Genomic DNA, 26,198 nt, shown 5'->3' with positions numbered 1-26,198 from the left:
GCGCCGCAGCTGGGCTGCGGCGCGGGTGTTGAAGGAGATCAGGGCTCGCCGGCGGGGGCAAGGATGGTGCGGTTGCCGTTGCTTTCCATGCCGCTGACCAGGCCGGCAGCTTCCATGCTTTCGATCAGCCGCGCCGCGCGGTTGTAGCCGATGCGCAATTGCCGCTGTACCGATGAAATCGATGCGCGGCGGCTTTGCATCACGAAGGCCACTGCTTCGTCGTACAGCGGATCTGCCTCGGCATCGGCCGGTGCCCCGCTCAGGCCCGGTGCTGCTTCGGCATCGAAGCCCGGGTTGAGCACGCCATCTACATAATCGGGTTCGCCAAACTGCTTCAGGTACTCCACCACTGTATGCACTTCGTCATCTGCGCAGAACGCACCATGCACGCGCTGCGGGTAGCCGGTGCCCGGCGGCAGATACAGCATGTCGCCCTGGCCCAGCAGCGCTTCGGCGCCCATCTGGTCGAGAATCGTGCGCGAATCGATCTTGCTGGAAACCTGGAACGCAATCCGCGTGGGGATGTTGGCCTTGATCAGGCCGGTGATCACGTCCACCGACGGGCGTTGCGTGGCCAGGATCAGGTGGATGCCGGCCGCACGCGCTTTCTGTGCCAGCCGGGCGATCAGTTCTTCGATCTTCTTGCCGGCCACCATCATCAGGTCGGCAAATTCGTCTACCACCACCACGATGAAGGGCAGGTGTTCCAATGGCTCCGGGTTGTCCGGCGTCAGCGTGAACGGGTTGGTAAGTTTGCGGCCGCTGGCTGCTGCTTCCTTCAGTTTCTGGTTGTAGCCGGCCAGGTTGCGTACACCCAGCGCACTCATCAGGCGATAGCGCTTTTCCATTTCGCCCACACACCAGTTCAGTGCGTTGGCGGCCAGCTTCATGTCGGTGACTACCGGGGCCAGCAGATGCGGAATACCGTCATACACGGACAATTCCAGCATTTTCGGGTCCACCATGATGAAGCGCACTTCATCGGGCGTAGCCTTGTATAGCAGGCTGAGGATCATCGCGTTCACGCCCACCGATTTGCCCGAACCGGTGGTGCCGGCCACCAGCATGTGCGGCGCCCTGGCCAGATCGGTCACCACCGGCTTGCCGGTGATGTCCATGCCCAGCGCCATGGTCAGTTTGGAATCGGTCCGGATGAATTCATCCGATTCCAGCACCTCGGACAGGCGGATCATCTGCCGCACCGGGTTGGGCAGTTCCATGCCCATGCAGGTTTTGCCGGGTATGGTTTCCACTACGCGGATCGACGCCAGGCCCAGCGCACGCGCCAGGTCCTTCATCAGGTTGACGATTTGCGCGCCGCGCACGCCCACTGCCGGTTCGATTTCGTAGCGGGTGATCACCGGGCCGGCGTAGGCATCGAGCACACGCACCTTCACGCGGAACTCGCCCAGCCGTTCTTCGATCAGGATGCCACGCTCGATCAGTTCTTCTTCCGATTGCGCGGCCACGGCAGCGGCGCGCTCATGCAGCAAGGTCAGTGGTGGCAGGATGCTTTCATCGTACTGGGTGCGGGCAATTGTCGGTGCTGCTTGAGCCGGGACCGTTGCCAGCGCAGGAACAGCTTGCAGCGCAACGGGGGCAATCGTTGCGGCAAAGCGCTCGCTGGCTGCGGCCAGTGCAATGCCCAGTGCCGTGGTTGGCGCTGTAACCCCATGCAGCGGTACCGGGATCGCAGCCGGTATGGCGATAGGGGCCGGAACAGCGTGGTGCCACGGCGCAGTGCCGGTTTCGCTGTCCGGTGTATTTGCTAGCGGCAGCGAGGCTGGCGATGCTTCTTCATCGATGGGCAGATCGAAATCTTCATCCACCAGCACCGCAGCCTGGCTGTGTTCGAATACGGGCAGCCCGGGTTCAGCGTACGGGCTTGCGTTGTTGGCTAGCCAGGACAGCGTGACATCTTCCGCGGGTATGGCTGGCGGATCGATCTGTACCGGTTCCGGCACCGTTGCCCGGGCTGCAGTGTCTATCTCCGCTGCACTGGATTGCCAGGTCGGCAGCGACGATGTGGCATCGGCACTGGCTTGCGCCGGGCTCTCGGTGGCACCGGCCGTTGCCATCACCGTAGCGGTTACTGCAGCAGGTGCTGCTACCGGCTCTGGCTGCTGCAGGATGCCCGGCGTTGCCGGGGCCAATGCATCGGCAGCTGACAGGACCGCTGACCACGCAGCAGGTGCAGCAATAACTGCCGGAGCGCCAGGCGGCAAATCTACTTGCAACAGCGGCGCTGCCGGCGGCGTAATGGTCGGCGCGACGGGCTGGAGTTCGACGGCTGGCGGCAGCTCGATCGCCGCCAGTTCGATCGGCGGCAGCAGTGCGTCATTGATCTCGAGCGGTGGCAGCAATGGCACTATCGCAGGCACCGCTGCGGGCAGAACTGCGCTGGCCGGGGCTGCGCCATCGCCAACAGGCGGGTTGGCTGCCCTTTCCAGCGGTGTGGCGGTATTGTCGGCACTGGCGATATTGGGGATCACCATGCGCGGCTTGGCAATGATGCTGCGCCGTGCCGGTTCTGGCTTGGCGGCGCCGGTGGGCGTGGGGGCGGCGGGCGTGTCGATCTTGTCGCCATGGATCTCGCGCAGCCGCGCCCGCACTTCCGCGGGATTGATCACCGGCAGTTCGCTGGCTGCGGGCGGCGCGGTGCGATGGCCGTGCCGTGCGTAGGAGGCCTGCTTGAGGTTGTCGAGTACCTGCGGCAATTCTATGGTGGGCAGCGGCCGCGGTGCGCGCGTTTGTGCTGTTGCAGCGCGTGGTGGCGCAGCCAGTTTGACGATTTCCGGCGCCGTGTGTGGCGCAGGCACGCCTGCTGGCTTGGTAGATGGGGTTGCCAAGCGCGCAGTCGCCACCGGCGCGGTGGTGCCGGGCTGGCCGGCTACTGCCGTTGCCGCTGGCGTGCTATCGCTTTGCATGGTGACCGGTGTTGCGCTGCTTGCTGTTGGTTGCAGGTTTTCCGCCACGGTATCAGCGGCTTCGGGGGCCAGTGCGCGTTGCAGGCGGGCCCGCATGCGTTGCAGCAGGGTGGGCATCCGGTCCGTGGTTTCTTCTCCGTCGTTATCGGCATCGCCATGCTCATCGGCGCCGGGCTGCCAGGCGGGTTCCGCTACGGCGGGCACTCCCATTGCACCGGCATCTGGTTGTGGCGTGTAGTAGGGCTGGCTGCGGATATCCTGCCACCAGCTGGTGACGGCCTCGCCCCACGGGCGGCGGGCATCGTCGACCTCGCGGGCCGGCTGCAGCAGTCGCAGCAATGCGGGCCAGCTCAGCCGTGTGAGCAGCGGTACGGCGATTGCGGTGGTCAGCACCAGCCCCAGCAGGGTGCCGATGGCCGTATCTGCGGCGATGCCCATCCTGCCCAGCAGCCATGCACCCAGCAGCGGGTGGCCGTCGTTGCCGGCCAGATAGTCGGTCAGCGTGAAGCCCAGCAGCAAGGTGGCAGCGCCGGCCATGGTTTGCCAGTGGTAGCGGGCAAGGCCTGCGCGACGATGGCAACGCCAGGTCTCACGTGCCAACGGCAGCAGCAACAGCAGGCTGGCGTGCCCGAGCAGCGCAAATAGCGGGCCGCCAGGCATGCTCATCAGCAGCACCAGCGCACAGGTGAATAGCCACGCCAGCAAGCGGATGAAATGATGCTGGGCGGAGGAAGGAAGAAGGGGATCTTGCTGTGGCACTTCGGTCATGCTTGCGGGCTTTGCAAAGCCTGCGCAGCCGGGGCGGCGCAGGCGGGGAAAACGGGAAAGGCGGCGATCAGTGCTTGCCGCCGAAGGCGATACGATCCATTACGGCAAACAGCACGCCGGAAACCACGAAAGTGAGGTGGATGCCCAACTGCCACGCCAGGTGCGTCTGGTCCATCGACTGGATGTTGACGAAGCCCTTGAGCAGGTCGATGGCGGAAATGGCCACGATGGAGCCGATCAGCTTGAGCTTGAGATCGGCATAGCTGACCTTGCCCATCCAGCTGGGTTTGTCGACCGAATTATGCGCGATATCGAGCCTGGAAATGAAGTTCTCGTAGCCGCTGAAAATCACGATCAACAGCAAATTGGCCACAAGTGTCACATCCACCATGCCCAGAATGGCGATAATGGCATTACCCTCACCGGTGAGCAGGATCTGGAAGAGCGCAGCCACTTCTTTCAGCATCTTCACGAACAGCGCGAGGATGCCCAGTATCAGCAGCAGGTAGAACGGCGCCAGCAGCCAGCGGCTATTGAAAATGGCGCCTTCAAGGGCAGATTCAAGTTTGTCGCGCATGGCAGGGATTCCGTGGGGCATGATGCAATGGGCCGGGTTGGGATTGTACCGCGCAAGGCGATGAAGGACAGCGTATGAAGAGCGGGAAATATTGAATGAGTCGTGAACTGGAAGTTCTGCACCATCCGCCAACTGGCGCGGCACAGGATGCGCCACCATTGTTGTTCGTGCACGGGGGCTACACCGGCGCGTGGTGCTGGGATGCGCATTTTTTGCCCTGGTTTGCCGAGCGGGGATTCGATGCGTATGCAGTCAGCCTGTCCGGGCACGGCGGTAGTGCCGGGCGGGAGCGGCTGGACTATCTGGGCCTGCATGATTTCAAGGCTGACGTGATGCAGGTAATGGGAGACTTGCCACGTGCGCCGATTCTGGTCGGCCATTCGCTGGGCGGTTATCTGGTGCAGGCGATCGCACGGCAGATGCCTGTTCCCGGTATTGCGCTGCTGGCCAGCGTGCCGCCGTCCGGGCTGGCAGGCTCGATCAGTTATATGGGTTTTACCGCGCCGCATCTGCTGTGGGGCTTGGGCCGCCATCAGTTCGAGCATCCGCTGTCTTCGCGGCTGCCGGAGTTCGATCTGGTGTTGATGCGCGAGCTGCTGTTCTCGGATGAAATCGATTCTGCGCTGATCCGCGACTTTGCCGCGCTGACCCAGCCCGAATCGATGCGTGCATTGACCGAGCTGCTGATTCCGCATCCGTTTCAGGCGCTTGGCGTTGCAGGCGTGCCTGCGCTGGTCATCGGGGTGGAGCGTGACCGCGTTATCCCCAGTGGCGATGTATGGGCAACAGCCCGCGCATGGCGTACGGAACCGCAGTTTTTCAGTCACACCGGGCATGCCTTGATGATAGACACCGGTTGGGAACGGATCGCAGCCCGCATTGCCCAATGGGTGACGGCTGGCATGCCACCCAGTACAGGAGAGCAGCATGGATGAAAAATATGTAAAGACCGATGCCGAGTGGCGCGCTCAGCTCACACCGGAACAATATCGCGTTACCCGCCAGGCGGGTACCGAGCGGCCGTTTTCCGGTGAGCATTACTATCACAACAACGCAGGCGAATACCGCTGCGTATGCTGCGATGCATTGCTGTTCAAATCCGATACCAAGTTCGATGCCGGTTGCGGCTGGCCCAGTTTCTTCGAGGAAGCAGGCGAGGGTGCGATACGGCGCATCCGTGACGATAGCCACGGCATGACCCGCGTAGAGGTGCGCTGCGCGCGCTGCGATGCGCACCTGGGCCACGTGTTTCCTGACGGCCCGGAGCCCACAGGGGAGCGTTATTGCATCAATTCCGTGGCAATCACATTCGATCCAGAACGTAACTAAATGTAGTGGAAAGAATTGTGGTAATTTTGATACCCGAAAAGTGCAGCCAGGGAAACCTGATTTTGCGTTAATAACCTCGTCGAGAGTGAGCTTATGAAAACGACTTATAAAACTGGATTGGTGTTGGTATTGGCCGCGTTCGGCCTGATGGCTTGCGGCAAGAGTGAAGATGCAAAAGATGCGAAGGTCGACCAGGCCGAGTTGATTGCGTCCATCAATGGTGACCTGAGCACCGCAGAGCATAACTGTGTTGCCGTGCCAGTCCGTTTTGATGAGCCTGTCGAGAAAGACTATGCCAAGCTCACGGAGCCCAATGGTGCGCAGCTGGAAGCGTTGGTAAAGGTCGGCCTGATCAAGGCAGACCCGGTTGAGGGCGGCAAGGTCAGCTTCACCGCTACTGATGCCGGCAAGGAAGTGTATTCCGGCCTGGCGGGTACGGGCGGCCCCGGTTTCTGTGCGGGCGAAGTAACGGTGGCGTCGATTACCGAAGACAAATCGCTGGAAGAGCGCGAAAAGCTCAGCCGCCATGTGGTGACTTACCAGTACAAGTTTGAGCATCCCGCTGCCTGGCAGTCTGATCCCGCCGTGCGCACAGCCTTCCCCAAGCTGGCCGAGTTGATCGACCAGGCTGGCAAGCAGCCGTTGAAATCCGAGCTGACCAACCGCGGTACCGGCTGGAACGTGGTGGCGCCGTCGAGCAAGTAAGCCGCTGTCCGTGGTGCGGCATTTACCGCAGCCAGCAAAGCCGCAGCCAACAAAAAACCCACCGATGCGGTGGGTTTTTTGTTGGCTGGCGTGCCGGAGCGAGCGGTTCAAACGCCCAGTTCTTCCACCCAGGTCAAGGATTGCACATGGGCGCGGTTGAGCATTTCCGGCGTCAGTTGCAGCTGTTCGCACAGGCGCGGCACTTCGGACATTTCCGGGTCTTCGCATGCTTCTGCAAGTTCCAGGAACGGGCCATACACGCCACTGCGGTGCTGCAAGGCATCGCAAACGTTTTCCGGCAGGATGAGCGTCTCGAGTACGCGGTCCATCGGCATATCCAGCAGCACGTCCAGCAGCGAGAACATGCCGACGATGAACAGGTTGTCACGATCCTGGCCATCGAGGAAATGCGCGCCCAGCAATTCGACCAGCCGGCCACGGGTGACCGCTGTCTTCAGCAACGCCGGTGCCGCACCGGTTTCAGCGCCGGCTGTGACCAGCAGCAGCGTCAGCCAGCGGTACAGCTTCTGGTAACCGAGGATGGTCACTGCATGGCGGAACGACTGGATTTCGCAGGAAAGACCGAAGCCTGCCGAGTTGATGTAGCGCAACAGCTTGAACGACAGCGCCACATCGCGCTTGAGCGCGTTCTCGATATCCTTGATCTCTGCGTTGTTGCGCAGCATGTTGAGCAAATTGAGGATGTTGGCGTAACTGGGGTTGATGACCTTGGCCGACAGTGTTTCCGGGTGGGCAAAGTAATAACCCTGGAAACAGTCGAAGCCGATGTCCATGCACTCCTTGAACTCGGGCTTGGTCTCGACCTTCTCCGCTACCTGCAATACCGGGTATTTGCGCAGCTCTTTCGAGATCGCCGGTACCTGCGGCATGCCCAACTGCTGGATATCCAGCTTGATGTAGTTGGCAAATTCGACGAAGGCAGCGGTCTGCGGGGTGAGGATGAAGTCATCCAGCGCAATGCCGAAGCCCTGTGCGCGCAGCTCTTTCAGCCTGCCCAGCAGCTCAGGCGTGGGCTGCGTGGTTTCGACGATTTCCAGCACCACGCGCTGCGGATGCAGCAGCTCGAGGAAATTGCTTTCCAGCATGGATTCGGCAACGTTGATGAAGGCAAGCTTGCTGCCTACCAGCCAATCCGTACCCATATTGGATATGGTATTGACCAGCACATTGGTGCCGGCCTGCATGTCACTGGAGAACTCTGCCGAGATCGCCTCTTTGTTCAGGCGAAACAGCAGTTCATAACCGATGATCTGCTGCTGGCGATTCAGGATAGGTTGACGGCCAATAAACGCGTGGTCTTGCATCTGTTCTGCCCCGAAGTGGCTATTTTCAGCGAGTATATCAGTTTGTACTGATTAGGAATGCCGGGCTTGCGCCCGGCTCTAGGCTGCGTGCGTGATGAAACGGCTGGTTTTCAGCGATGACGCATCTGCGGTACTGGATGCCAGCAAGCTTTCCATATCGAGCACCAGCACCACGGATCCGTCGCCAGACAGCGTGGCGCCTGCCACACCATTTGGCCGGATATTCTGCAGCGGCTTGATCACCACGTCATCACGGCCGACAAAGCTATCGACAGCCAGGATGAAGGAATGTTCTGCCGTTTGCATCAATACCCCGAAATGTGGCACCTGGGTTTCCTGCCAACCCAGCAGGCCGGCCAGTGACTTGACCGGCAGGATTTCGTCGCGCACCACGATGGTGGCTCGGCCGGATACTTCCTGTACCTGCTTGGCATCGATCGGGATGATCTCGCGCACCATGGCCAGCGGGACTGCAAACGGCTGGTCGCATACACGCACCACCAGCACCGGCAGGATGGCCAGCGTCAGCGGCAGCGAGATCGAAAAGCGTGATCCTTCGCCCACCGCAGAGTTGATGTCGATGCGGCCGTTGAGCTTCATGATGTTGGTTTTCACCACATCCATGCCCACACCACGGCCAGAAATGCTGGAAATCTGGTCCTTGGTCGAGAAACCCGGCAGGAAAATGAGCTGCAGGCTCTGCTTCTCGTCGAGGCTGTTGGCGGTCTCGACGTCGATCAGACCTTTCTCGATGGCTTTCTTGCGGATCACGTCCGGGCGCATGCCGCGGCCATCATCGGTGATTTCGATCAGGATATGGTCGCCAACCTGCGTGGCCGACAGTTCAACCACCGCCTTTGCAGACTTGCCGGCAGCAATGCGCTCTTCGATGGTTTCCACACCATGGTCGACTGCGTTACGCACCAGGTGAACCAGCGGATCGTTCAGATCCTCCAGCATGGTCTTGTCGAGCTCGGTTTCTTCGCCGGTGAGCACCAGTTCCACATCCTTGCCCAACTGGCGGGCCAGGTCGCGCGCCAGGCGCGGGTATTTCTGGAACAGGCGGCCAATCGGCTGCATGCGGGTCTTCATCACCGCATTCTGCAGATCGCCTACCAGCAGGTCGAGCTGGCTGATGGCTTCGTCCAGCGCCTTGAGCGTGCCGGTGTCCATCTTGCCGGCCATGATGTCACTGCGCAGCGTAGTCAGCCGGTTTTTGGTCAGGCCGATTTCGCCGGACAGGTTGAGTACCTGGTCAAGACGCACGGTATCGATGCGGATGGTGGTTTCCGGCGCCGCAACCTGCTGCATGCCGCCTTGCGGCTGGGTCTTGGGCGCAGGCGCAGGCTTCAGGCTCTGCATGGGCTCAACCATGACGGCTCTTGCTTCGCCTTCGATCACCGCGGGTGCGGCAGGAACAGGTGCCGGCTCAGCGGCAACGGCCGGTACCGGTGTGGGTGCCTTGTCGAGCAGATTATCGTAGAGATTTTGCCAGTCCGGCTCGCTGCCGCCTGCCGGTGCAGCAGTTGCGGGCGCGGCGACAGGGGCAGCAACCGGGGCTGCCGGAGCAGCAACGGGTGCCAACGCAGCAATTTCGCCTTGCAGCACCAGATCGAGCGCGGCGAGGATGTGCGCAGGGGCCGGTGGAGGCTGGCGTTTCTGCGACAGCGCACCGAACATTTCGCGCACTTCGCCAGTGGCCGCCATGATCACGTCCATGTTTTCCAGGCTGAGCGTCAGTTCGCCATTGCGCAGCTTGTCGAACAGGTTCTCGGTGCGGTGGCACAGGCTGACCATTGCCTCGACATTCAGGAAGCCCGCACCACCCTTGATGGTGTGAAAGCCCCGGAAAATATCGTTGAGCAGGTTTTTGTCGTTCGGCCGCTTTTCCAGCTCGACCAACTTGTTGTCAACCTCGGACAGTAATTCCGACGATTCGGTCAGAAAATCCTGCAGCAGGTCTTCCATTCCGCCAAATTCACTCATTTGGCCTCCCGAGCATGTTCGTTAAGCGGGTCAGAAACCCAGGCTGTCCAGCAGATCATCGACCTGCTGCTGATTGGTTACCACATCGGTACGGCCATCGCTGTTGACAACCGGCCCGTTGAGCAAGGAGTCATCGTGCTTGCTGATGACCGCACCTTGCGGCGAGAACATCAGCAGGAAGTCCAGCAACTGGCTTTCCATGGTTTTGGCCATTTCGACCACTTTCTTGATGACCTGCCCAGTCAGATCCTGGAAGTCCTGCGCCATCATGATTTCCAGCATCTGGCCGGAAATCTGGTCGGAGTTGCTGACGGTGTTGCCCAGGTGCGTACGCGTGCGGGCAACCAGTGCCTTGAATTCATCTACCGACAACTGGTTGGCGTAGAGCTTGTCCCAATCGGCGGCCAGCTTGCGCGAATCCTCACAGATGCGGTCCTGCAGCGGCTTGGCCGCATCCAGCGCATTCAGCGTACGCTCCGCAGCCTGCTCGGTCAGCGTTGCAATATAGGACAGGCGGTCTTTTGCGTCCGGAATCTGCGACACCGCCTGTTCCAGCGATTTGTCGAGGCCCAGCTCGCGCAGCGTATCGTGCAGCTTGCGGGTCATCTGGCCGATGTGCGAGAACATCGAACGCGCAGGCTCTGCCAGTTCTTCAGTCGGACCGGCTGCGGGGGCCGCAGCGGATACCGGGGCCGCGGCGCTGGGTGCAGGTGCCGGCGCTTCGTCGGCGTTGCTGGCCTTCAGTATGCTGTCGAACAGTGCTTCGAGTTCGTCTGAATCGCCGGTATTTTGGGCTTGATCGCTCACGTCAGCCTCCTGGTTATTTATTCATGTTGGCGAAGATTTTCTTCAGCTTTTCGTCCAACGTAGCGGCCGTGAACGGTTTGACGACGTAACCGGAAGCCCCTGCGGTTGCCGCCTCGATAATGTTCTCCTTTTTGGCCTCGGCCGTGACCATCAGCACCGGCAGGTGCTTGAGTTGGGCATCCGCCCGGATGGCCCGCAGCAATTCGATGCCGGTCATGTTTGGCATGTTCCAGTCAGTAACGACAAATTCATAGTTGCCGTTTTTCAGCTTGTGCAAAGCAACCTGACCATCTTCGGCTTCCTCGACGTTCGAGAAGCCGAGTTCTTTCAGCAGGTTGCGGACGATGCGACGCATGGTGGAAAAATCGTCCACCACGAGAAAGCGCATATTGGAATCAGCCATCTTGTTCTAGCTCCGTCGCGTTCCCCAAAACCGGGGGCGCGTTTCAATGTCTCAAATCTAAAGCGTGCAGATCGTTGCAGCTACTCAGCCTACCAGTAGCGGCGACAGGGTATCGGCGAGGATCAGCGGATCGAATTTTGCCACATAGGCGTCCACACCGACGCTGGCGCCCATTGCGCGGTTGGCATTGGACGACAGCGACGAGTGCATCACCACGGGAATCCCCTCGAAGCGATGATCGGATTTGATGTGCTTGGTCAGCACGTAACCGTCCATTTCCGGCATCTCTGCATCGACGAGGATCAGGCGCAGCTTCTGATGCAGCGCCTCGCCATCCTGGGTGGCACGGTTGGCCAGCCCCTGCAGTTTTTCCCAGGCCTCGAGGCCATTGTTGGCCTGGTAATACTTGATGCCGATCTTGTCGAGTACGCCGACGATTTCCTTGCGGGCTACCATCGAGTCATCAACGAAGAACATGAAGGTGTCCTGGTCGACCGCCACCGCGGCAAGATCAGGGATCACCGGCTCGCCGATCACCGTGGCCAGGATCTGCTCCACGTCCAGGATCGAAACCAGCTTGCCGTCGGGCAGTTCGGTAATGGCGGTGATCAGCGCCTGACTGCCGGCCAGCATGGTTTCCGGTGCGCGCACCTTGTCCCAGTCCACCCGGATGATGCGGTCCACGTCATGCACAAGGAAGGCCTGCGTATGCTTGGAAAACTCGGTAACGATCATCGTGCTGGTGGTATCGACCGCCGGGTAATCCTGTGTGGCGATGAACTTGGACAACGCGATGACAGGAATGATGTTGCCGCGCAGCGACAGCACACCCTCCACGCCCAGCGGCATGTTCGGGGTCTTGGTGATCTTGGGTGTTTGCGATACTTCGCGCACCTTGAACACGTTGATGCCGAAAATTTCCTTGGTGCCCAGCGAGAACAGGAGGATTTCCATCTTGTTCGAGCCGGCGAGCTTGGTCCGCGCGTCAATGCTGTCCAAGAGATTGGTTTGGTTAGCGCTCATTCGGTACTCCGTTCATCGCAGCGATGATTACTTCAACAAGTAACTGGCCAGCATTTGCGACAGCTTGTGCGGCTCGAACTTGGGTACGTATGCATCCACACCGACCGATTGCCCCAGCTTCTGGTTGGAGGCGCCCGATAGCGAAGAATGCATGATGATGGGAATGCCGGCAAAACGTGGGTCGCTCTTCACCATCTTGGTCAGCATGTAGCCGTCCATTTCCGGCATCTCCACGTCGGTGAGGATAAGCTGGATCAGGTCTTTGACCTGCTTGTGCTGGATTTCGGCCGATTTGGCCAGCCGCTGCAGGTCGTCCCATGCGCGCTTGCCGTTGATGGCCTGCATGTAATGCACGCCCATCGCATCGAGCGTCATCTCGATCTGGTGGCGGGCCACGATGGAGTCGTCGGCAAAGTAGACGGTCATCTCGCTGAACTTGCTGTCGCGGATCACCACCGATTCATCGATGGAGTGGTCGGTCTGCGTGGTTTCCGCCAGCACCTTTTCCACATCCAGCATCATCACCAGCCTGTTGTTGTCGAGCTCGGTCACCGCGGTAACCAGACCGCCCATCTGCGCGGTCAACATGTCCGGCGGAACACGCATCGATGACCAGTCCAACCGCAGGATGGTATCCACCGCCTCGACCAGGAAACCCTGCGTGTGACCGTTATACTCGGTCACGATCATGATCTCGGGGCGGTTTTCGCTGATCACGCCGGTGTACTTGGCCAGATCGATCACCGGCACCAGCGAGCCACGCAGGCTGACCATGCCTTCAACCGATGGCGGCATTTCGGGCGCCTGGGTGATTTCGGGGGTGCGCATGACTTCGCGCACCTTGAATACGTTGATGCCGAAGTTTTCGCGCCGACCGGAGCGCTGATCCAGCCCCAGTGTGAATAGCAGGATTTCCAGCTTGTTGGTGCCGGCGAGCTTCGTTCGGGCATCAATCTTTTTCAGAAGGTCAGACACGATGAGGCTCCACGCTGCGGATGTGCGTAAGGTACGGCGGTATTGGGCAACTTGATTTGTCTTTCTTTTACAAAAAAAGCCATGAGGTCAGGGTAAACCGTAATTGTAATCGGCTGGCGGAATGAAAACTTGATCAATAATCGCCAAACCAAGGCTGTAAGCGGGTTCTAGCCTCTTTATAATTCAAAAGCGCAAAAGCAACAAGGACACGGAGTTGTGACTGAACATACCGGTGGTATTGGTCCTCAAGAGTTGGAGGCCGCATTTTCCCTGTTTACTGCTGCATCGCAGCAATTGACCGATGCTTACGCTGATTTGGAACGGCAGGTGGTTTCATTGACGCAGCAGCTGGAAATCGCCAATGGGCATTTGCGGCGGGAGCTGGACGAGAAGGCTGCCTTGTCGCGGCGTTTGTCGCTGCTGCTGGAGCGGTTGCCGGGCGGCATGCTTGAACTGGATGCCGAGGGCCGGGTCGCGCTGATGAACCCCGCAGCCGCCAGGATGCTGGCGCCGCTGGCTGTGGGCATGGCTTGGGCGCCGTTTGTGGCAGAGTACCTGAACCAGACGTCGGTGCAGGATATCTGGCTGCACCCCAAGGCCGGGGATGAGCTGCGGCTGAGCATTGTCAGTGCGGATGTGCCCGAGGAGGGTGGCCAGATCCTGCTGGTGCAGGATCTGACGGAAAGCTGGCAATTGCAGCAATCGCTGGCGCACCACAAGCGCCTGGCGGCGATGGGCGAGATGGCCGCAGGTCTGGCGCACCAGTTGCGCACGCCGCTGGCCACTGCCTTGCTATACGCCGGCCACCTGGCCAAGCCGGCGCTAGCCGAGCCGGACCGGCTGAAGTTTTCCGCCAAGGCGCTGGCGCGGCTGCGGCATCTGGAGTCGCTGATCCAGAACATGTTGTGGTTTGTACGCAGGCAGGAAATACCGATGGAGCCGGTGGCGATGAGCGCATGCCTGCACGAGGCGGTGCAGACGCTACAGCCGCAAATTGACGCCGCGGCCATCATTCTCAAGCTGGATGTCGATCAACCTGGCGAGGTGATTGCCAACCGCAAGGAGCTGCTTGGTGTATTTATCAACCTGCTGGAAAATGCACTGCAGGCAAGCCCACCCGGTGCTGTCATCGAACTTTCCCTCTTCTTTGCTGCGGATTTCGCTACAATTGATGTCATTGATCACGGCAAAGGCATGCCGCCTGACGTGATCGAGCGCCTGTTCGAGCCGTTTTTCACCACGCGCAAGGAGGGGACAGGGCTGGGGCTGGCCATCGTGCGCAACCTGCTGGATCAGTTTGGCGGGGATATCGCGGTCAGTTCAGTGTTGGGCCGGGGCAGCACTTTCTCGGTAAAGTTGCCAGTCAAGGGCGATGCATCTAATGTTTGATGGCATTGCGGGTAGCGATGGGCTTAAACCACGCTGTTCGCTATGGTAATTTGTGGTCGTGATTTGCTAAAAGGTTCTTACTTTATGACCCCTACGGTTCAAATTGAAGAGGAAGTCGGCCGAGTTGTCCTGTCTGGTCAATTCGATTTCAGCGCACATCGCGAGTTTCGTCAGGTTTGCGAAACGTTGATTGCGAATTCGTCTGTCAGAGAAGTGCTGATCGATTTCCAGAACGTCAACTATCTGGATAGCTCCGCACTGGGCATGCTGTTGTTGCTCAAGGAAAAAATCGGCGCCGCCAACAAAAGCCTGGCACTGGTCAATTGCCGCGATACCGTAAAGCAAGTGCTGGAAATCGCCTGCTTCGGCAAGATCTTCACGATCCGTTAATCGCTGCTTCATGAAAATACTGGTCGTTGACGATACCGAAGCAGTCCTGCTATTGATTTCGCGGTTCGTCGAGGCGCTGGGGCATGTGGCCATCGCTGCACGCAACGGTGTCGAAGCACTGGATACCTGGCGGGCAGAGCGCCCGGACCTGGTATTGATGGACATGATGATGCCGGTGCTTTCGGGCCCGGAAGCAGCGGTTGCCATCAAGCGCGAGGCCGGCGAAAGCTGGGTGCCCATCGTATTCGTGACCGGTGTGGGGGAGGAAAACCGCCTGGCGGAGGCCATCGAGCAGGGGGCCGACGACTACATCACCAAACCTGTCAATTTCCGCGTGCTGGAGGCCAAGCTCAAGGCCTTCAACCGCACGCTGGAGCTTAACCGCAAGGTGCGCGAGCAATCAGCCAAACTGGCTGATTACTACGATCGCACCGAAGAAGAAAAGCGCGTGGTGCGCCATCTGATGGAACAGATGGTGAATGCCGAACGCCTGTATGACCCCCAGCTCGAATACTGGTTGTCACCGGCGGAAAGCCTGTCTGGTGACCTGATTGCCGCTGCGCGTACCCCGGGGCAAGCGCTGCATCTGATGCTGGCCGACGGGATAGGTCATGGCCTGACTGCGGCGCTCAACGTCTTGCCGCTCACCCAGCCCTTCTACAGCATGACCGAGAAGGGCTACGCGATTTCCGACATCCTGATCGAGATGAACGACAAGGTGCGCCAGGTGTTGCCGGTGGGGCGCTTCGTTGCCGTGGTACTGATTTCGATTGATGAAGCCGCCGGCTGCATCGAGGTGTGGAATGGCGGCATGCCTACCGTCCACGTGATCGACGCACAGGGTGTGGTCCGGAAAATCTGGAAATCCGCCCATCTGCCGCTTGGTATCGTACCGACGCCATCGATCGAATTGATGACCGAGCGGTATTATTTCCATGAACCAGGCACGTTGCTGGCGTTTTCGGACGGCCTGATCGAGGCGCGCAACCCGGATGGTGAAGCCTACGGGCAGGAGCGGCTGTTGCAGGAGCTGGCCAACTCGCCGCCCGTCGAGCGGCTGGCCAGTTTCCAGACGCGCCTGGCCGATCACCTGCAGGGGCAGCCGCATCACGACGATATTTCCATCGTGCTGGCGAGTTTCGGGGCCAATGTCGATGCACAGGCAGCCGAACAGCAGCGCGATGGCGAGCCCGGCTGGCCGGAGCTGGCCGCTCTTGCGCACACCAATGACTGTGCGTGGCGCTACAGCCTGGTGCTGGGGGCCGAGGAACTCAAGTACATCAATACCGTGCCATTCATGATGACCTTCATCAACGAGGTTGCCGCGCTCAAGCACAGCCAGTCGGATGTGTTCCTGATCCTGACCGAGCTGTTCGTCAATGCGCTCGATCATGGCGTGCTGGGGGTGCCGTCATCCATCAAGCACGAGGAAGACGGCATGGAGCAATATCTGCTGGCGCGTTCGCGCAGCCTGGCGGCATTGAGGGATGCGCGTATCGAGATCGATCTGGCCGGGCTCGTGGTGGGCGGGCGCGATGTGTTGCGCATCGGTGTGCGCGATAGCGGCCCCGGTTTTGACTGGCAGCGCGTGTTGGCGCGTCCGCTTGATGTCACCACGCCTTGTGGCCGCGGTATTGCATTGGTACGTGCACTCTGTATCAGTGTGCAGTATTTCGGCAATGGCAGCGATGTGGTTGCCTACTATCTGCCCCATGCCGATCCTGCTGTCGAGGTATAAGGCGCGCTGCCGGATGGCAGTGCCAGGCCTGATCCTGCAAGACATCTGGCCGATAGGCGCAACGGCTGGCAGGCATGCTCCGGCGCTTGGCCGAGCCCCGGGCATGGCGCAGCGCAGCTGCAAAACATCAATCCGGGCGTAAGCATGGATGTTGTTCCCAACCACAATGCCGATGCAGTGCTGCCGCTGCATATTCACCCCGTTGCCAGATCCGCCCCGCTGATCGTGGTCGGCGCGTCTACCGGCGGCACCGAAGCCCTCAAGGTGCTGTTGCTGGCCATGCCGGCGGCTGCGCCGCCGATCCTGATCACCCAGCACATGCCTGCATTGTTTACCAAGGCGTTTGCCGACCGGTTGAATGCACAGTGCCGGATCACGGTGAAAGAGGCCGAGCACGGCGAGCCATTGCGTGGCGGCCATGCCTATGTGGCCCCCGGGCACTCGCACCTGCTGCTGGCACTGCATGGCGGACGTTATCTGTGTGAGCTGTCGCAGGCACCAGCGGTCAACCGTCATCGCCCGTCCGTCGATGTGTTGTTCCGTTCTGCTGCCAATGTGGCCGGGCAGAATGCCATTGGCGTGATCCTGACCGGCATGGGCCGCGATGGCGCGCAGGGAATGTATGAGATGCACCGCGCAGGCGCGTACAATTTCGCCCAGGATGAAGCAAGTTGCGTGGTGTTCGGCATGCCGCGCGAGGCGATCGCGCTGGGCGGCGTGGACGAAATCTGCGCGTTGACGGACATGGCGCCGCGGTTACTGGCCCATGTAGCGAAAGCCGGTCGCTGAATTCATATCACTCGCTGGATAAAGGAAGTTGCATTGACCTTGCCGATTCTGGTTGTTGAAGACGACGATGCACTGCGCGAGGCGCTGGTGGATACGCTGGAGCTGGGTGGCCACAGCACCGTGACGGCCATCGACGGTGAAAGTGCGCTGGCGCTGCTGGAAGCCGGCCAGCGCGTGGGACTGGTGCTGTCCGACGTACAGATGCAGCCCATGGATGGCGAAGCGTTGCTGCATGAGATCAAGCAGCGCCAGCCATGGTTGCCGGTGATCCTGATGACCGCGTATGGCGTGGTCGAAAAGGCGGTTGCCGCTTTGCATGCCGGTGCCTGCCATTACTTGCCAAAACCGTTTGAGGCGGATCGCCTGTTGCAGGAAGTGGCCAAATATCTGTTGCCGGGTACTGACGACGAGCAGGTGATTGCCGAAGATCCCGGCATGCGGCGATTGCTGGACATGGCGCGGCGCGTGGCGCAGTCGGATGCATCGGTACTGGTGACTGGTGAATCGGGTACCGGCAAGGAAGTTGTTGCCCGGTTCCTGCACCGCAACAGTCCGCGGGCCAACAAGCCGTTTGTGGCGATCAACTGTGCGGCCATTCCCGAGCAGTTGCTTGAATCGACGCTGTTCGGGCACGAGAAGGGCGCGTTCACCGGTGCTGCCGGCCAGCACATCGGCAAGTTTGAGCAGGCGCATGGCGGCACCTTGCTGCTGGATGAAATCACCGAGATGCCGCTGGGCCTGCAGGCCAAGTTGCTGCGCGTGCTGCAGGAACGCGAGGTGGAGCGCGTTGGCGCCACGAAGACCATTCCGGTTGATCTGCGCGTGCTGGCTACGTCCAACCGCAATGTGCTGGATGAGGTGGCGGGCGGCCGCTTCCGTGAAGACCTGTATTACCGGCTGAATGTGTTTCCGCTGCATTTGCCGGCGCTGCGCGAGCGCCCGGACGATATCCTGCCGCTGGCCCGCGCCATGCTGGCCCGCCATGCCGCCCAGCAAAAACGCCGTGCACCGTCATTCAACAACGCTGCGTGTGCGGCGCTGCTGGCTCATGCGTGGGAAGGCAATATCCGCGAGCTGGACAACCTGGTGCAGCGTGCGCTGATCCTGGCGCCTGGCGATGAAATCGGCAGCGAGCACCTGTATTTGCCACCGGCACCGGCAAAAGCTGCCGGCCACGGTGCCCAGGCGATGCCGTTCATCGCCTCGCCCGAACCTGTGGAGGTCACCGATATCAAATTGCTGGAAAAAAGGCATATTCTGGATACGCTGAAAGCAGTGGGTGGCGTACGCAAGCTGGCGGCGGAAAAGCTCAACATGAGTGAGCGCACGCTGCGCTACAAACTGCAGCAATATCGTGAGGAAGATGGTGAATTGCCTGTCTGAGCGAAATTCCGGGCTTCGGGGCCAAAAGCTGGCGCAGGATTTGCTTGTATAACGATGCCCAGGCACCTACAATTTCAGTTATCACGCAAAGACACGAATCAATGAGCGTTCAAGGTATCGACTCCCTCCTCGGCGAATTACAGTCCATGTCCGCATTGGCGGCAGGGCAGACTGCTGCCCAGCCGGCGACCGATGCGCAAGGCCAGGACTTCGCCACCGTGCTCAAATCGTCGATTGACCAGGTCAATCAGATGCAGCAGGACGCCCAGGCCAAGCAGCAGGCTTTCCAGGCCGGCGCGCCCGAGGCGGACCTGCAGGACGTGATGGTTTCGTTACAGAAAGCCAGCCTTTCCTTCCAGACCATGGTGCAGGTTCGCAACAAGCTTGTGAGTGCATATCAGGAAGTGATGAATATGCAGGTATAGTCCTGCCTATTCATACCCCAAATTTTTAATCTATGGCAGAGGCGGGCGTAGCGGCTGACAGCAACTTGGTGACAGCTCGAGGGGTCGGCGGTATCCGCCAGCGCTTCGATGCCTTATCGAGTGGCAAAAAGCTCGCCATCATGGTTGGCATTGCGGCGCTCGTCGCAGCCGTAATCGGTTTCTGGCTTTATTCCAAAGAGCCGGTATACCGCATCCTGTATACCAATATCCCGGATAAAGACGGCGGTGCCATCGTGCAATCGCTGCAGCAGATGAATGTGCCGTACAAGCTTGAAGCGGGCGGCACCATCTCGATTCCGGCTGACCGGGTTTATGACGCGCGGCTCAGGCTTGCCGCGCAAGGTTTGCCGCGTGCCGGCAACGCAGGCTTTGAAATCCTCGATAACCAGAAGTTCGGCGTGTCGCAGTTCGCCGAACAGGTCAATTACCAGCGCGCGGTCGAAGGCGAGCTGGCCCGCTCGATCGAAACCATTTCGTCGGTCGAGAAAGCCCGTGTCCATCTCGCGATGCCCAAGCAGACGGTATTTCTGCGTGATCAGCAGAAGCCGACTGCCTCGGTGATGCTGACCATGTTTCCGGGCCGTGCGATGGATGGTGGCCAGGTTGCCGGCATCATCCATCTGGTGTCCAGCAGCATTCCCGATTTGCCGGTCAAGAATGTCACCGTGGTAGACCAGGACGGCAATCTGCTGTCCAAGATGCCCGGGCTCGATGGCAGCCGCACCGATCTGGATCCGCGCCAGATGCTGTACGTGCAGCAACTGGAAAAGAACTTCAACGATCGTATCGAAGCGATTCTGACGCCCATCATCGGCAAGGACAATGTACGTGCGGAAGTGACCGCGCAGGTTGATTTTTCCGAGGTCGAGCAGACCAGCGAATCGTTCAAGCCCAACAGCCCCCCCAACCAGTCGGCGATCCGCAGCCAGCAGACGCTGCAGCAGGAAGGTGGCAATCGCGACGAGAATGCAGCCGGCGTGCCGGGTGCATTGTCGAACCAGCCGCCGGGTGCTGCAGCCGCGCCGATCACTGCACCGGTGGCATCAGGTGCGTCCGCGACTGCTGCCAGCGGCAGCTTCAACAACCGCAAGGAAGCGACCACCAATTACGAGGTCGACAAGACCATCCAGCACGTGAAGCAGCCGATCGGTTCGGTCAAGCGCGTGTCTGCTGCCGTGGTGCTCAACTTCAAACCGGGCAAGGACAAGGACGGCAAAGCCACCTACGTACCTTTCAGCCCGGCGGAAATGACCCAGATCAACAATCTGGTACGTGAAGCGATAGGCTACAACAAGGATCGTGGTGATTCGGTCAACGTGGTGAATGCGGCGTTTGCCGATCAGGCGCCGCTGGATGAAAAACCGCTGCAGGAAAAGGCCGTTGCCTATGTGCAGGCCAATTGGCCTGATCTCGTCAAGCTGGCACTGATTGCGCTGGCGGTGATCTATCTGCTGTTCTTTGTGGTGCGCCCGTTGATGCGCGACCTGACCAAGGCGCGCGAAGAGCCCGGTATGCTGGAGCTGGATCTGGGCGACAACACGCCACCGCTGGACGAAGAAGGCTCGGTGGCTGCAGCGCTCAAGGCCGCGCAGGAAGAAAGCGATTCGGCCCGTGCATCGGCATTTGCCGATCTGCTGCAACAGGCCAAGGAAATCGCCAAGAACGATCCGCGCATGGTTGCAACCATCATGCGCGAATGGATGTCTCAGGCAGAAGACAGCGGCAATCCCAACAAGGTGGCGTAAGCCGGAGGTGGCAATATGGCAGCCGCAATGAACGAAGAGGGCGTGCGCAAGGCCGCCATCCTGTTGATGACGCTCGGGGAAGATGCCGCCGTCGAAGTATTCAAGTATCTCGGTCCCAAGGAAGTGCAGAAGCTGGGCTTCGAGATGGCCAGCATGAACAACGTCAAGCGTGAGGAAGTCGATAGCGTGCTGGGCGATTTCCTCTCGTCCACGCAGAATCGCGCCAACCTCGGCGCTGCAGACGAGTATATCCGCTCGGTGCTGACCAAGGCCTTGGGTACCGACAAGGCTGCAAACCTGCTCGATCGCATCCTGCAAGGTAATGACAATAACGGCATCGAATCGCTCAAATGGATGGATTCGGCCGCAGTGGCCGAACTCATCAAGAACGAACACCCGCAGATCATTGCCACTATCCTGGTGCACCTGGAGCCGGATCAGTCGTCCGAAATCATGGCGCAATTCGTTGAACGCTTGCGCAACGACGTGGTGCTGCGGATTGCCACGCTGGAAGGCGTGCAGCCAGCGGCGCTGAAGGAGCTGAACGACGTGCTGACGCAACTGCTGTCGGGCTCGGACCGCGTGAAGAAGAGCGCGATGGGTGGGGTGCAGATGGCCGCCGACATCCTCAACTTCATGGGGGGTGTGGTGGAAGCATCGGCCATTGCCAACGTGCGCGAATACGATCCGGAACTGGCGCAGAAGATCCAGGACAAGATGTTCACCTTCGACAATGTGCTGGATATCGACGACCGTGGCATCCAGTTGCTGCTGCGTGAGATCCAGTCCGATTCACTGGTGGTGGCGCTCAAGGGCACCAGCCAGGCGTTGCGCGACAAGATCTTCAAGAACATGTCGCAGCGGGCTGCGGAGATGCTGCGCGACGACCTGGAGGCCAAGGGCCCGGTCAAGTTGTCGGAAGTCGAATCCGAGCAGAAGGAAATCCTCAAGATTGTGCGGCGTCTTGCCGATGAAGGCCAAATCGTACTCGGCGGCAAGGGTGACGAAGGGCTGGTTGAATAAGGCGATACATCGTGGCAGGTCCGAATCAGCGCGTCATTCCGCGCGAACAAACTACTGCCTGGGAGCGCTGGGAACTGGCAGCGATCAACGAGGATGCCAAGAGCACCCGTGCTGCACGCGCGCTTGTGCCCAAGGTGGAACAAGCTGTTGTCGAGCCCGAGTTGCCGCCGGAAGTGGTAGCGGCCGAGCCCGAGGTGGTATGGGCAGAACCCGTTGTGCCGGAAGTCGAAGAGATTCCTGTCGATGCGGTGCCGCTGCCAACGGCGGAGGAGCTGGAGGGAATACGCCGGCAGGCGCACCGCGAAGGCTTTGATGCCGGCCTCGAACAGGGGCGGCTGGTGGCCGAGGACGAGATGGCCAGGCTGGGCGAGCTGATGCAGGGCCTGAGTGCATTGAGCGCGGATAGCGAAGCGGGCATAGCGGAATCGGTACTGGATCTGGCATTGGTGCTGGCCCGGCAGCTGACCCGTACGCAGGTGGAAGCGGACCCGCTCAATGTGTTGCCGGTAATCCGCGATGCGATTGCCAGCCTGCCACTGGCGCGTGCGCCATCGCGACTGTACCTCAACCCGGAAGACCTGACCGCGCTGGGCGCATTGCTGGAAGCGGAATTGCCCAGCGATGTATGGCGTTTGCTGCCAGACCCGCAATTGGCCCGTGGTGGCAGCCGTATCGAAACCCCGTCCTCACAGCTGGATATGTCGCTGGCAACGCGCTGGGCCACGCAGCTGCGCGTGCTGGGGCGCGACAAGCGTGCCGATCTGGCGTGGAATGCGCCGATTCCGGCCAGTTTGCCCGCGGCAGCGCCTACGCCGTCCGCTGCTGCGCCGCAGGAAGCTGTGGCCCCTGAAGCCGCACCAACGGAGTCGATGCCGGCGCAGCCGGATGCCCAGCCAGCCGCGCAACCCGCGCCAGTACAAACGCATGCATCGGCAGCGCCACCGCCAGCCGAAGGCGCAGAGGTTGTTGCAGCGAATCAGGCGCCGGCCGCCGCGCCAGCCCAGCCTGCTGCTGCGCAACCCGATGATGAATGACCTGCTCGATCGTACCCGGCAATACCTAGCCGACAGCGCTGAAGCTGTTCAGCATATTCGCCCGTGGTTGCCGCGCGGCCGGCTGACCCGTGTATCCGGCCTGGTGCTGGAAGCCGTGGGCCTCAAGCTGCCGGTGGGGGCATCGTGTGAAGTGATGACCGCCAGCGGTCACCCGGTGGAAGCCGTGGTAGTGGGCTTCCAGGAAGAACGGTTGTTCCTGATGCCGATTGCCGAGGTGTATGGCGTCGAGCCAGGCGCCGCGGTGATTCCGCACGAGGACGTGGCCGCCTGGGTGCCAGAGTACGGCAAATCCCGCGCGCAGCAGCGTCGCCAGGAAGACCACGGCCGGCAAGTGCCGGTGGGCTGGGGCTTGCTGGGGCGTATCCTCGATGGTCTTGGCCGCCCGCTCGATGGCAAGGGCAAGCTCGATATCGCCGGCTACATGCCGCTGTTTGCCCGCCCATATAACCCGATGGACCGCGAGCCGGTGCGCGATGTGATGGATGTGGGTGTGCGAGCGATCAATAGCATGCTCACCGTAGGCCGCGGCCAGCGGCTGGGGCTGTTTGCCGGCTCCGGCGTGGGCAAGTCGGTATTGCTGGGCATGATGGCGCGCTATACCACCGCCGATGTAGTGGTGGTGGGCCTGATCGGCGAGCGTGGCCGCGAAGTGAAGGACTTCATCGAGAACATTCTTGGCGACGAAGGGCGTGCACGCTCGGTGGTGGTGGCCGCGCCGGCCGATACGCCGCCGTTGCTGCGCCTGTATGGCGCTGCCTACGCCACCAGTATTGCCGAGTATTTCCGCAACGAAGGCAAGAACGTATTGCTGATCATGGATTCGCTGACGCGCTATGCAATGGCGCAGCGGGAGATTGCGCTGGCGGTGGGCGAGCCACCGGCCACCAAGGGCTATCCGCCGTCCGTATTTGCACGGCTGCCGCAACTGGTGGAGCGTGCCGGCAATGGCCGCGAAGGTGGCGGCTCGATTACCGCGTTCTACACCGTGTTGTCCGAGGGAGACGACCAGCAGGATCCGATTGCCGACAATGCGCGGGCCATTCTTGATGGGCACTTCGTGTTGTCGCGCCAGCTGGCGGAATCAGGCCATTACCCGGCAATCGATATCGAGGCATCGATTTCCCGTGTGATGCACGACATCATCAGCAAGGAAGAATACGATCTGACGCGCCGCTTCAAGTACCTGTGGTCGCGTTACCAGCGCAGCCGCGACCTGATCAGCGTGGGTGCCTACGTGCCCGGTTCCGACCCGGTGCTGGACGATGCCATCCGGCGTTTCCCGGCGCTGGAGGCGTTTTTGCAGCAGGGCATCAATGAACGGGAATCCTACGATGGTGCCAGAATGAAACTGGCCGCGCTGTTTGGCTGACGTGAACACCTGACGGGAGTGCCGATTGGCTGCATTTCGTTTTGCCTTCCTGCTGGATCTGGCGCGTGAATCACGCGAGGATGCCGCGCGCGACATGCAGGCTGCGCAAGCCGCCTGGCAAAGCGCGCAGGGCAAGCTGGAGCAGGTGAACGTATACCGGCAGGAATACCGTGCCCGGCTGGCGCAGGGTGCAGAGGGCGGCATGACGATGATCCAGTGGCGTGATTTCCAGCTGTTTCTTGCCAAGCTCGATCAGGCGGCGGATAACCAGAGCCGTGAAGTACAACGGTTGCATGGCGAGTACGAACGGCTGAAACAGGTGTGGTTCGATTGCGAAAAGAAAGTGAAGGCGTTCGAAGCGCTGGAGCATCGCCACCTGACCGCGGAACAACTGAAAGAACTGAAGCGGGAGCAGAACTTGCTGGACGAATTCAATTCACGCAGGCGTGAATCATGATGCATGCGCATGCCATCCCGGTGCGTGCGCCGCGCATGACCTGGCCTGTGCTGCTTGCCGCTGCCTTGCTATGCGGCTGGCTGGCTGGCTGCAGTACCGCGCCGCCGGCGAAGAAAACCGGCAAGGCCACCAATCCCAACCGCAATGCAATTGCCAAACTGCAGGTCGACAGCAAGGACCGGCAGGAAGTGGTGCTGTACGCGCTGGGCCTGCTGGATGTGGGTTACCAGTTTGGTGGCAAGAACCCGGAAGCGGGCCTCGATTGCAGCGGCCTGGTGCGGTTTGTATACAAGAGTGCGCTGGATATCGATCTGCCGCATAACGCCGCAGAAATGGCGCGGCTGGCGCGCCCGGTGAACGGGCAGGGGTTGCAGGCTGGTGACTTGGTGTTCTTCAATACCAGCGGCAAGCCCTACTCGCACGTGGGTATCTATCTGGGCGATGGCAAGTTCATCCATGCGCCGTCAACCAATGGCAAGGTCAGGGTGGAATCGATGGGATTGGCTTATTTTGCCAGCCGCTACCAGGGCGGCGCGACACTGTTTGCAGAGAACTGAGCGCTACTTGATGAGCGCCATGCGGCATCCGGATCGTTGCGTGATGCCGTGGCCCGGAGCCGGGATCAGATCTTGTCGCGGCTGAGGCTGCCGCCCGAGCCGCCACGCAGTTGCCCGGCTTTGGAGTACGACAGCGAATCGCCACGGGCGCTGGCCAGTTGTGTGACGAACTGATCCAGCAACTGCCGGCGTGTTTCGATCAACTGGCCATTGCTGCGATTGTATAGCGCGGCTTGCCGGGCGGTTTCGCGCAGTTGCTGCCAGGCTTCCAGTGATTCCGGTGCATATCGGGTAAACCAGGCGGCGACATCGATATCATTGTCCACGCCGATCGATTGCAGTGCGGTTTGCAGGCGCTCACCGGCGGTTTCAGCCACGCTGGCAGCCTGGTGCTTCTGCAGGCTGAGCGCTGCCAGCTGGTCGATCTGGTTGTGGGTAAGCAGGTTCTGTTCTTGCAGCAACAGCTGCAACAGCTGGTCCAGCGCGGCATGCGCGGTCTGCACCAGCGATAAAAGCAGGGGATAGGTTGGCGTGTCGGGGGTGTTGCTCACAACTTACTTGCCCAGGAGTTCCTTGACGCTGTCGATCAACCGGTCGGCAATCACGTCGGTGCGTACAGTGAAACGGCCTTCGGAAATAGCTTGGCGCAACGCCTGCACGCGGTCGTTGTCGAACACCTGGGTGTTGCCGCCATCGAGCTTGCCAAGCTGCGCAGCTGCCGGATTGATGGTCACACTGTCATCCACGCTGCCGGTATCGCTGCGCTTGTTTGAGGTGACGGTGCGTTCCCCACTCCGACCCAGCGGCTGGGAAAGCGTTTTACCCGCTTGATCGATTTTCATGGTTAGATTCCTGTCGCCAAGCTGTTTACCCCGAGGCGGATACACAGCAAACTTATCTCTATTATGCCCATTATCGACAATGGCTGCGAAAACTTTAGCAAATCAGCGCTTTATGTTAGAACGCGCGCTGTTGCGGTAGCCACGGGCTAGGGTGAAGCAGCAAGCTGGGCTATGCTGCAAGAGCCTTTCG

Annotated in this window: 25 protein-coding genes; 15 read left to right on the top strand and 10 right to left on the bottom strand. The window is 60.5% G+C overall.

Going from position 1 to position 26,198, the window contains the following annotated elements:
- Positions 1-38 precede the first annotated feature (38 nt).
- Together IGB42_RS06825 and IGB42_RS06820 are read right to left on the bottom strand one after the other, a co-directional pair.
- A complete protein-coding gene (locus tag IGB42_RS06825; protein WP_159668907.1) occupies positions 39-3,695 on the bottom strand; it encodes a DNA translocase FtsK in 3,657 nt (1,218 codons plus the stop codon).
- Positions 3,696-3,762: 67 nt separating this feature from the next.
- A complete protein-coding gene (locus IGB42_RS06820) occupies positions 3,763-4,272 on the bottom strand; it encodes a TIGR00645 family protein (RefSeq protein WP_159668904.1) in 510 nt (169 codons plus the stop codon).
- A gap of 95 nt (positions 4,273-4,367) precedes the next feature.
- Between IGB42_RS06820 and IGB42_RS06815 the strand changes: the two genes are divergently transcribed.
- From IGB42_RS06815 to IGB42_RS06805, 3 genes are all read left to right on the top strand, one after another.
- Positions 4,368-5,207 carry an alpha/beta hydrolase gene (locus IGB42_RS06815; protein WP_159668901.1) on the top strand — a complete coding sequence of 280 codons (840 nt, stop codon included), beginning with the start codon at positions 4,368-4,370 and terminating at the stop codon, positions 5,205-5,207.
- Positions 5,200-5,601, top strand: a complete 402-nt coding sequence (gene msrB, locus IGB42_RS06810; protein ID WP_159668898.1) for a peptide-methionine (R)-S-oxide reductase MsrB — start codon at positions 5,200-5,202, stop codon at positions 5,599-5,601. Before IGB42_RS06815 ends, msrB begins: the two co-directional genes overlap by 8 nt.
- A gap of 93 nt (positions 5,602-5,694) precedes the next feature.
- Positions 5,695-6,306 (top strand): hypothetical protein, encoded by a 612-nt coding sequence (locus IGB42_RS06805; RefSeq protein ID WP_159668895.1) that lies wholly within the window; start codon positions 5,695-5,697, stop codon positions 6,304-6,306.
- A gap of 107 nt (positions 6,307-6,413) precedes the next feature.
- On the opposite strand, the gene IGB42_RS06800 is transcribed toward IGB42_RS06805, so the two are convergent.
- From IGB42_RS06800 to IGB42_RS06775, 6 genes are all read right to left on the bottom strand, one after another.
- Positions 6,414-7,631, bottom strand: a complete 1,218-nt coding sequence (locus IGB42_RS06800; protein ID WP_159668892.1) for an EAL and HDOD domain-containing protein — start codon at positions 7,629-7,631, stop codon at positions 6,414-6,416.
- Between the two features lie 78 nt (positions 7,632-7,709).
- Positions 7,710-9,617, bottom strand: a complete 1,908-nt coding sequence (locus IGB42_RS06795) for a chemotaxis protein CheA (RefSeq protein ID WP_159668889.1) — start codon at positions 9,615-9,617, stop codon at positions 7,710-7,712.
- A 30-nt stretch (positions 9,618-9,647) separates the two neighbouring features.
- Entirely contained in the window at positions 9,648-10,424 is a 777-nt protein-coding gene (gene cheZ, locus IGB42_RS06790; RefSeq protein WP_159668887.1) for a protein phosphatase CheZ, read from the bottom strand.
- 13 nt (positions 10,425-10,437) lie between these two features.
- Complete coding sequence (gene cheY, locus IGB42_RS06785) at positions 10,438-10,827, bottom strand: chemotaxis response regulator CheY (RefSeq protein ID WP_159668884.1); 390 nt, start codon at positions 10,825-10,827, stop codon at positions 10,438-10,440.
- Positions 10,828-10,911: 84 nt separating this feature from the next.
- Entirely contained in the window at positions 10,912-11,850 is a 939-nt protein-coding gene (locus IGB42_RS06780; protein WP_159668882.1) for a chemotaxis protein, read from the bottom strand.
- A 27-nt stretch (positions 11,851-11,877) separates the two neighbouring features.
- Positions 11,878-12,825 (bottom strand): chemotaxis protein, encoded by a 948-nt coding sequence (locus IGB42_RS06775; RefSeq protein WP_159668879.1) that lies wholly within the window; start codon positions 12,823-12,825, stop codon positions 11,878-11,880.
- Positions 12,826-13,161: 336 nt separating this feature from the next.
- Here IGB42_RS06775 and IGB42_RS06770 point away from each other — a divergent pair, with 336 nt between their 5' ends.
- The 12 genes from IGB42_RS06770 (at position 13,162) to IGB42_RS06715 (ending at position 25,166) form a co-directional block, all read left to right on the top strand.
- Entirely contained in the window at positions 13,162-14,214 is a 1,053-nt protein-coding gene (locus tag IGB42_RS06770; RefSeq protein WP_159668876.1) for a PAS domain-containing sensor histidine kinase, read from the top strand.
- 84 nt (positions 14,215-14,298) lie between these two features.
- Positions 14,299-14,604 (top strand): STAS domain-containing protein, encoded by a 306-nt coding sequence (locus IGB42_RS06765; protein WP_159668873.1) that lies wholly within the window; start codon positions 14,299-14,301, stop codon positions 14,602-14,604.
- Between the two features lie 10 nt (positions 14,605-14,614).
- The gene (locus IGB42_RS06760) at positions 14,615-16,342 is read left to right on the top strand and encodes a fused response regulator/phosphatase (protein ID WP_159668870.1); all 1,728 of its coding nucleotides are present in this window, start codon (positions 14,615-14,617) and stop codon (positions 16,340-16,342) included.
- Positions 16,343-16,486: 144 nt separating this feature from the next.
- A complete protein-coding gene (locus tag IGB42_RS06755) occupies positions 16,487-17,131 on the top strand; it encodes a chemotaxis protein CheB (RefSeq protein ID WP_159668866.1) in 645 nt (214 codons plus the stop codon).
- Positions 17,132-17,164: 33 nt separating this feature from the next.
- A complete protein-coding gene (locus IGB42_RS06750; RefSeq protein WP_159668861.1) occupies positions 17,165-18,514 on the top strand; it encodes a sigma-54 dependent transcriptional regulator in 1,350 nt (449 codons plus the stop codon).
- 101 nt (positions 18,515-18,615) lie between these two features.
- Complete coding sequence (gene fliE, locus IGB42_RS06745; RefSeq protein ID WP_159668858.1) at positions 18,616-18,939, top strand: flagellar hook-basal body complex protein FliE; 324 nt, start codon at positions 18,616-18,618, stop codon at positions 18,937-18,939.
- A 68-nt stretch (positions 18,940-19,007) separates the two neighbouring features.
- The gene (gene fliF / locus IGB42_RS06740) at positions 19,008-20,705 is read left to right on the top strand and encodes a flagellar basal-body MS-ring/collar protein FliF (protein WP_236822516.1); all 1,698 of its coding nucleotides are present in this window, start codon (positions 19,008-19,010) and stop codon (positions 20,703-20,705) included.
- Positions 20,706-20,720: 15 nt separating this feature from the next.
- Positions 20,721-21,728: a flagellar motor switch protein FliG gene (gene fliG, locus IGB42_RS06735; RefSeq protein ID WP_236822515.1), complete on the top strand. Its 1,008-nt coding sequence runs from the start codon at positions 20,721-20,723 to the stop codon at positions 21,726-21,728.
- A gap of 11 nt (positions 21,729-21,739) precedes the next feature.
- Positions 21,740-22,762 carry a flagellar assembly protein FliH gene (locus tag IGB42_RS06730; protein ID WP_159668849.1) on the top strand — a complete coding sequence of 341 codons (1,023 nt, stop codon included), beginning with the start codon at positions 21,740-21,742 and terminating at the stop codon, positions 22,760-22,762.
- Positions 22,752-24,152, top strand: a complete 1,401-nt coding sequence (gene fliI / locus IGB42_RS06725; RefSeq protein WP_159669107.1) for a flagellar protein export ATPase FliI — start codon at positions 22,752-22,754, stop codon at positions 24,150-24,152. The genes IGB42_RS06730 and fliI overlap by 11 nt, the downstream gene beginning before the upstream one ends.
- Positions 24,153-24,177: 25 nt before the next feature.
- On the top strand, positions 24,178-24,609 hold the full coding sequence (fliJ, locus tag IGB42_RS06720; protein WP_159668843.1) for a flagellar export protein FliJ: 432 nt from the start codon (positions 24,178-24,180) through the stop codon (positions 24,607-24,609).
- On the top strand, positions 24,606-25,166 hold the full coding sequence (locus tag IGB42_RS06715; RefSeq protein WP_236822514.1) for a C40 family peptidase: 561 nt from the start codon (positions 24,606-24,608) through the stop codon (positions 25,164-25,166). The genes fliJ and IGB42_RS06715 overlap by 4 nt, the downstream gene beginning before the upstream one ends.
- Before the next feature lie 65 nt (positions 25,167-25,231).
- Here IGB42_RS06715 and flgN read toward each other — a convergent pair whose 3' ends face one another.
- Together flgN and flgM are read right to left on the bottom strand one after the other, a co-directional pair.
- Positions 25,232-25,717 carry a flagellar export chaperone FlgN gene (flgN, locus tag IGB42_RS06710; protein WP_159668838.1) on the bottom strand — a complete coding sequence of 162 codons (486 nt, stop codon included), beginning with the start codon at positions 25,715-25,717 and terminating at the stop codon, positions 25,232-25,234.
- Between the two features lie 3 nt (positions 25,718-25,720).
- Entirely contained in the window at positions 25,721-26,008 is a 288-nt protein-coding gene (gene flgM, locus IGB42_RS06705; RefSeq protein ID WP_159668832.1) for a flagellar biosynthesis anti-sigma factor FlgM, read from the bottom strand.
- Positions 26,009-26,198: the final 190 nt, after the last annotated feature.

Source organism: Andreprevotia sp. IGB-42, from assembly GCF_009848685.1.
In the GTDB taxonomy this organism is placed as follows: Bacteria; Pseudomonadota; Gammaproteobacteria; order Burkholderiales; family Chitinibacteraceae; genus Andreprevotia.
The sequence above is the reverse complement of the archived record's forward strand: the minus strand, read 5'-3'. Positions and strand labels throughout refer to the sequence as shown.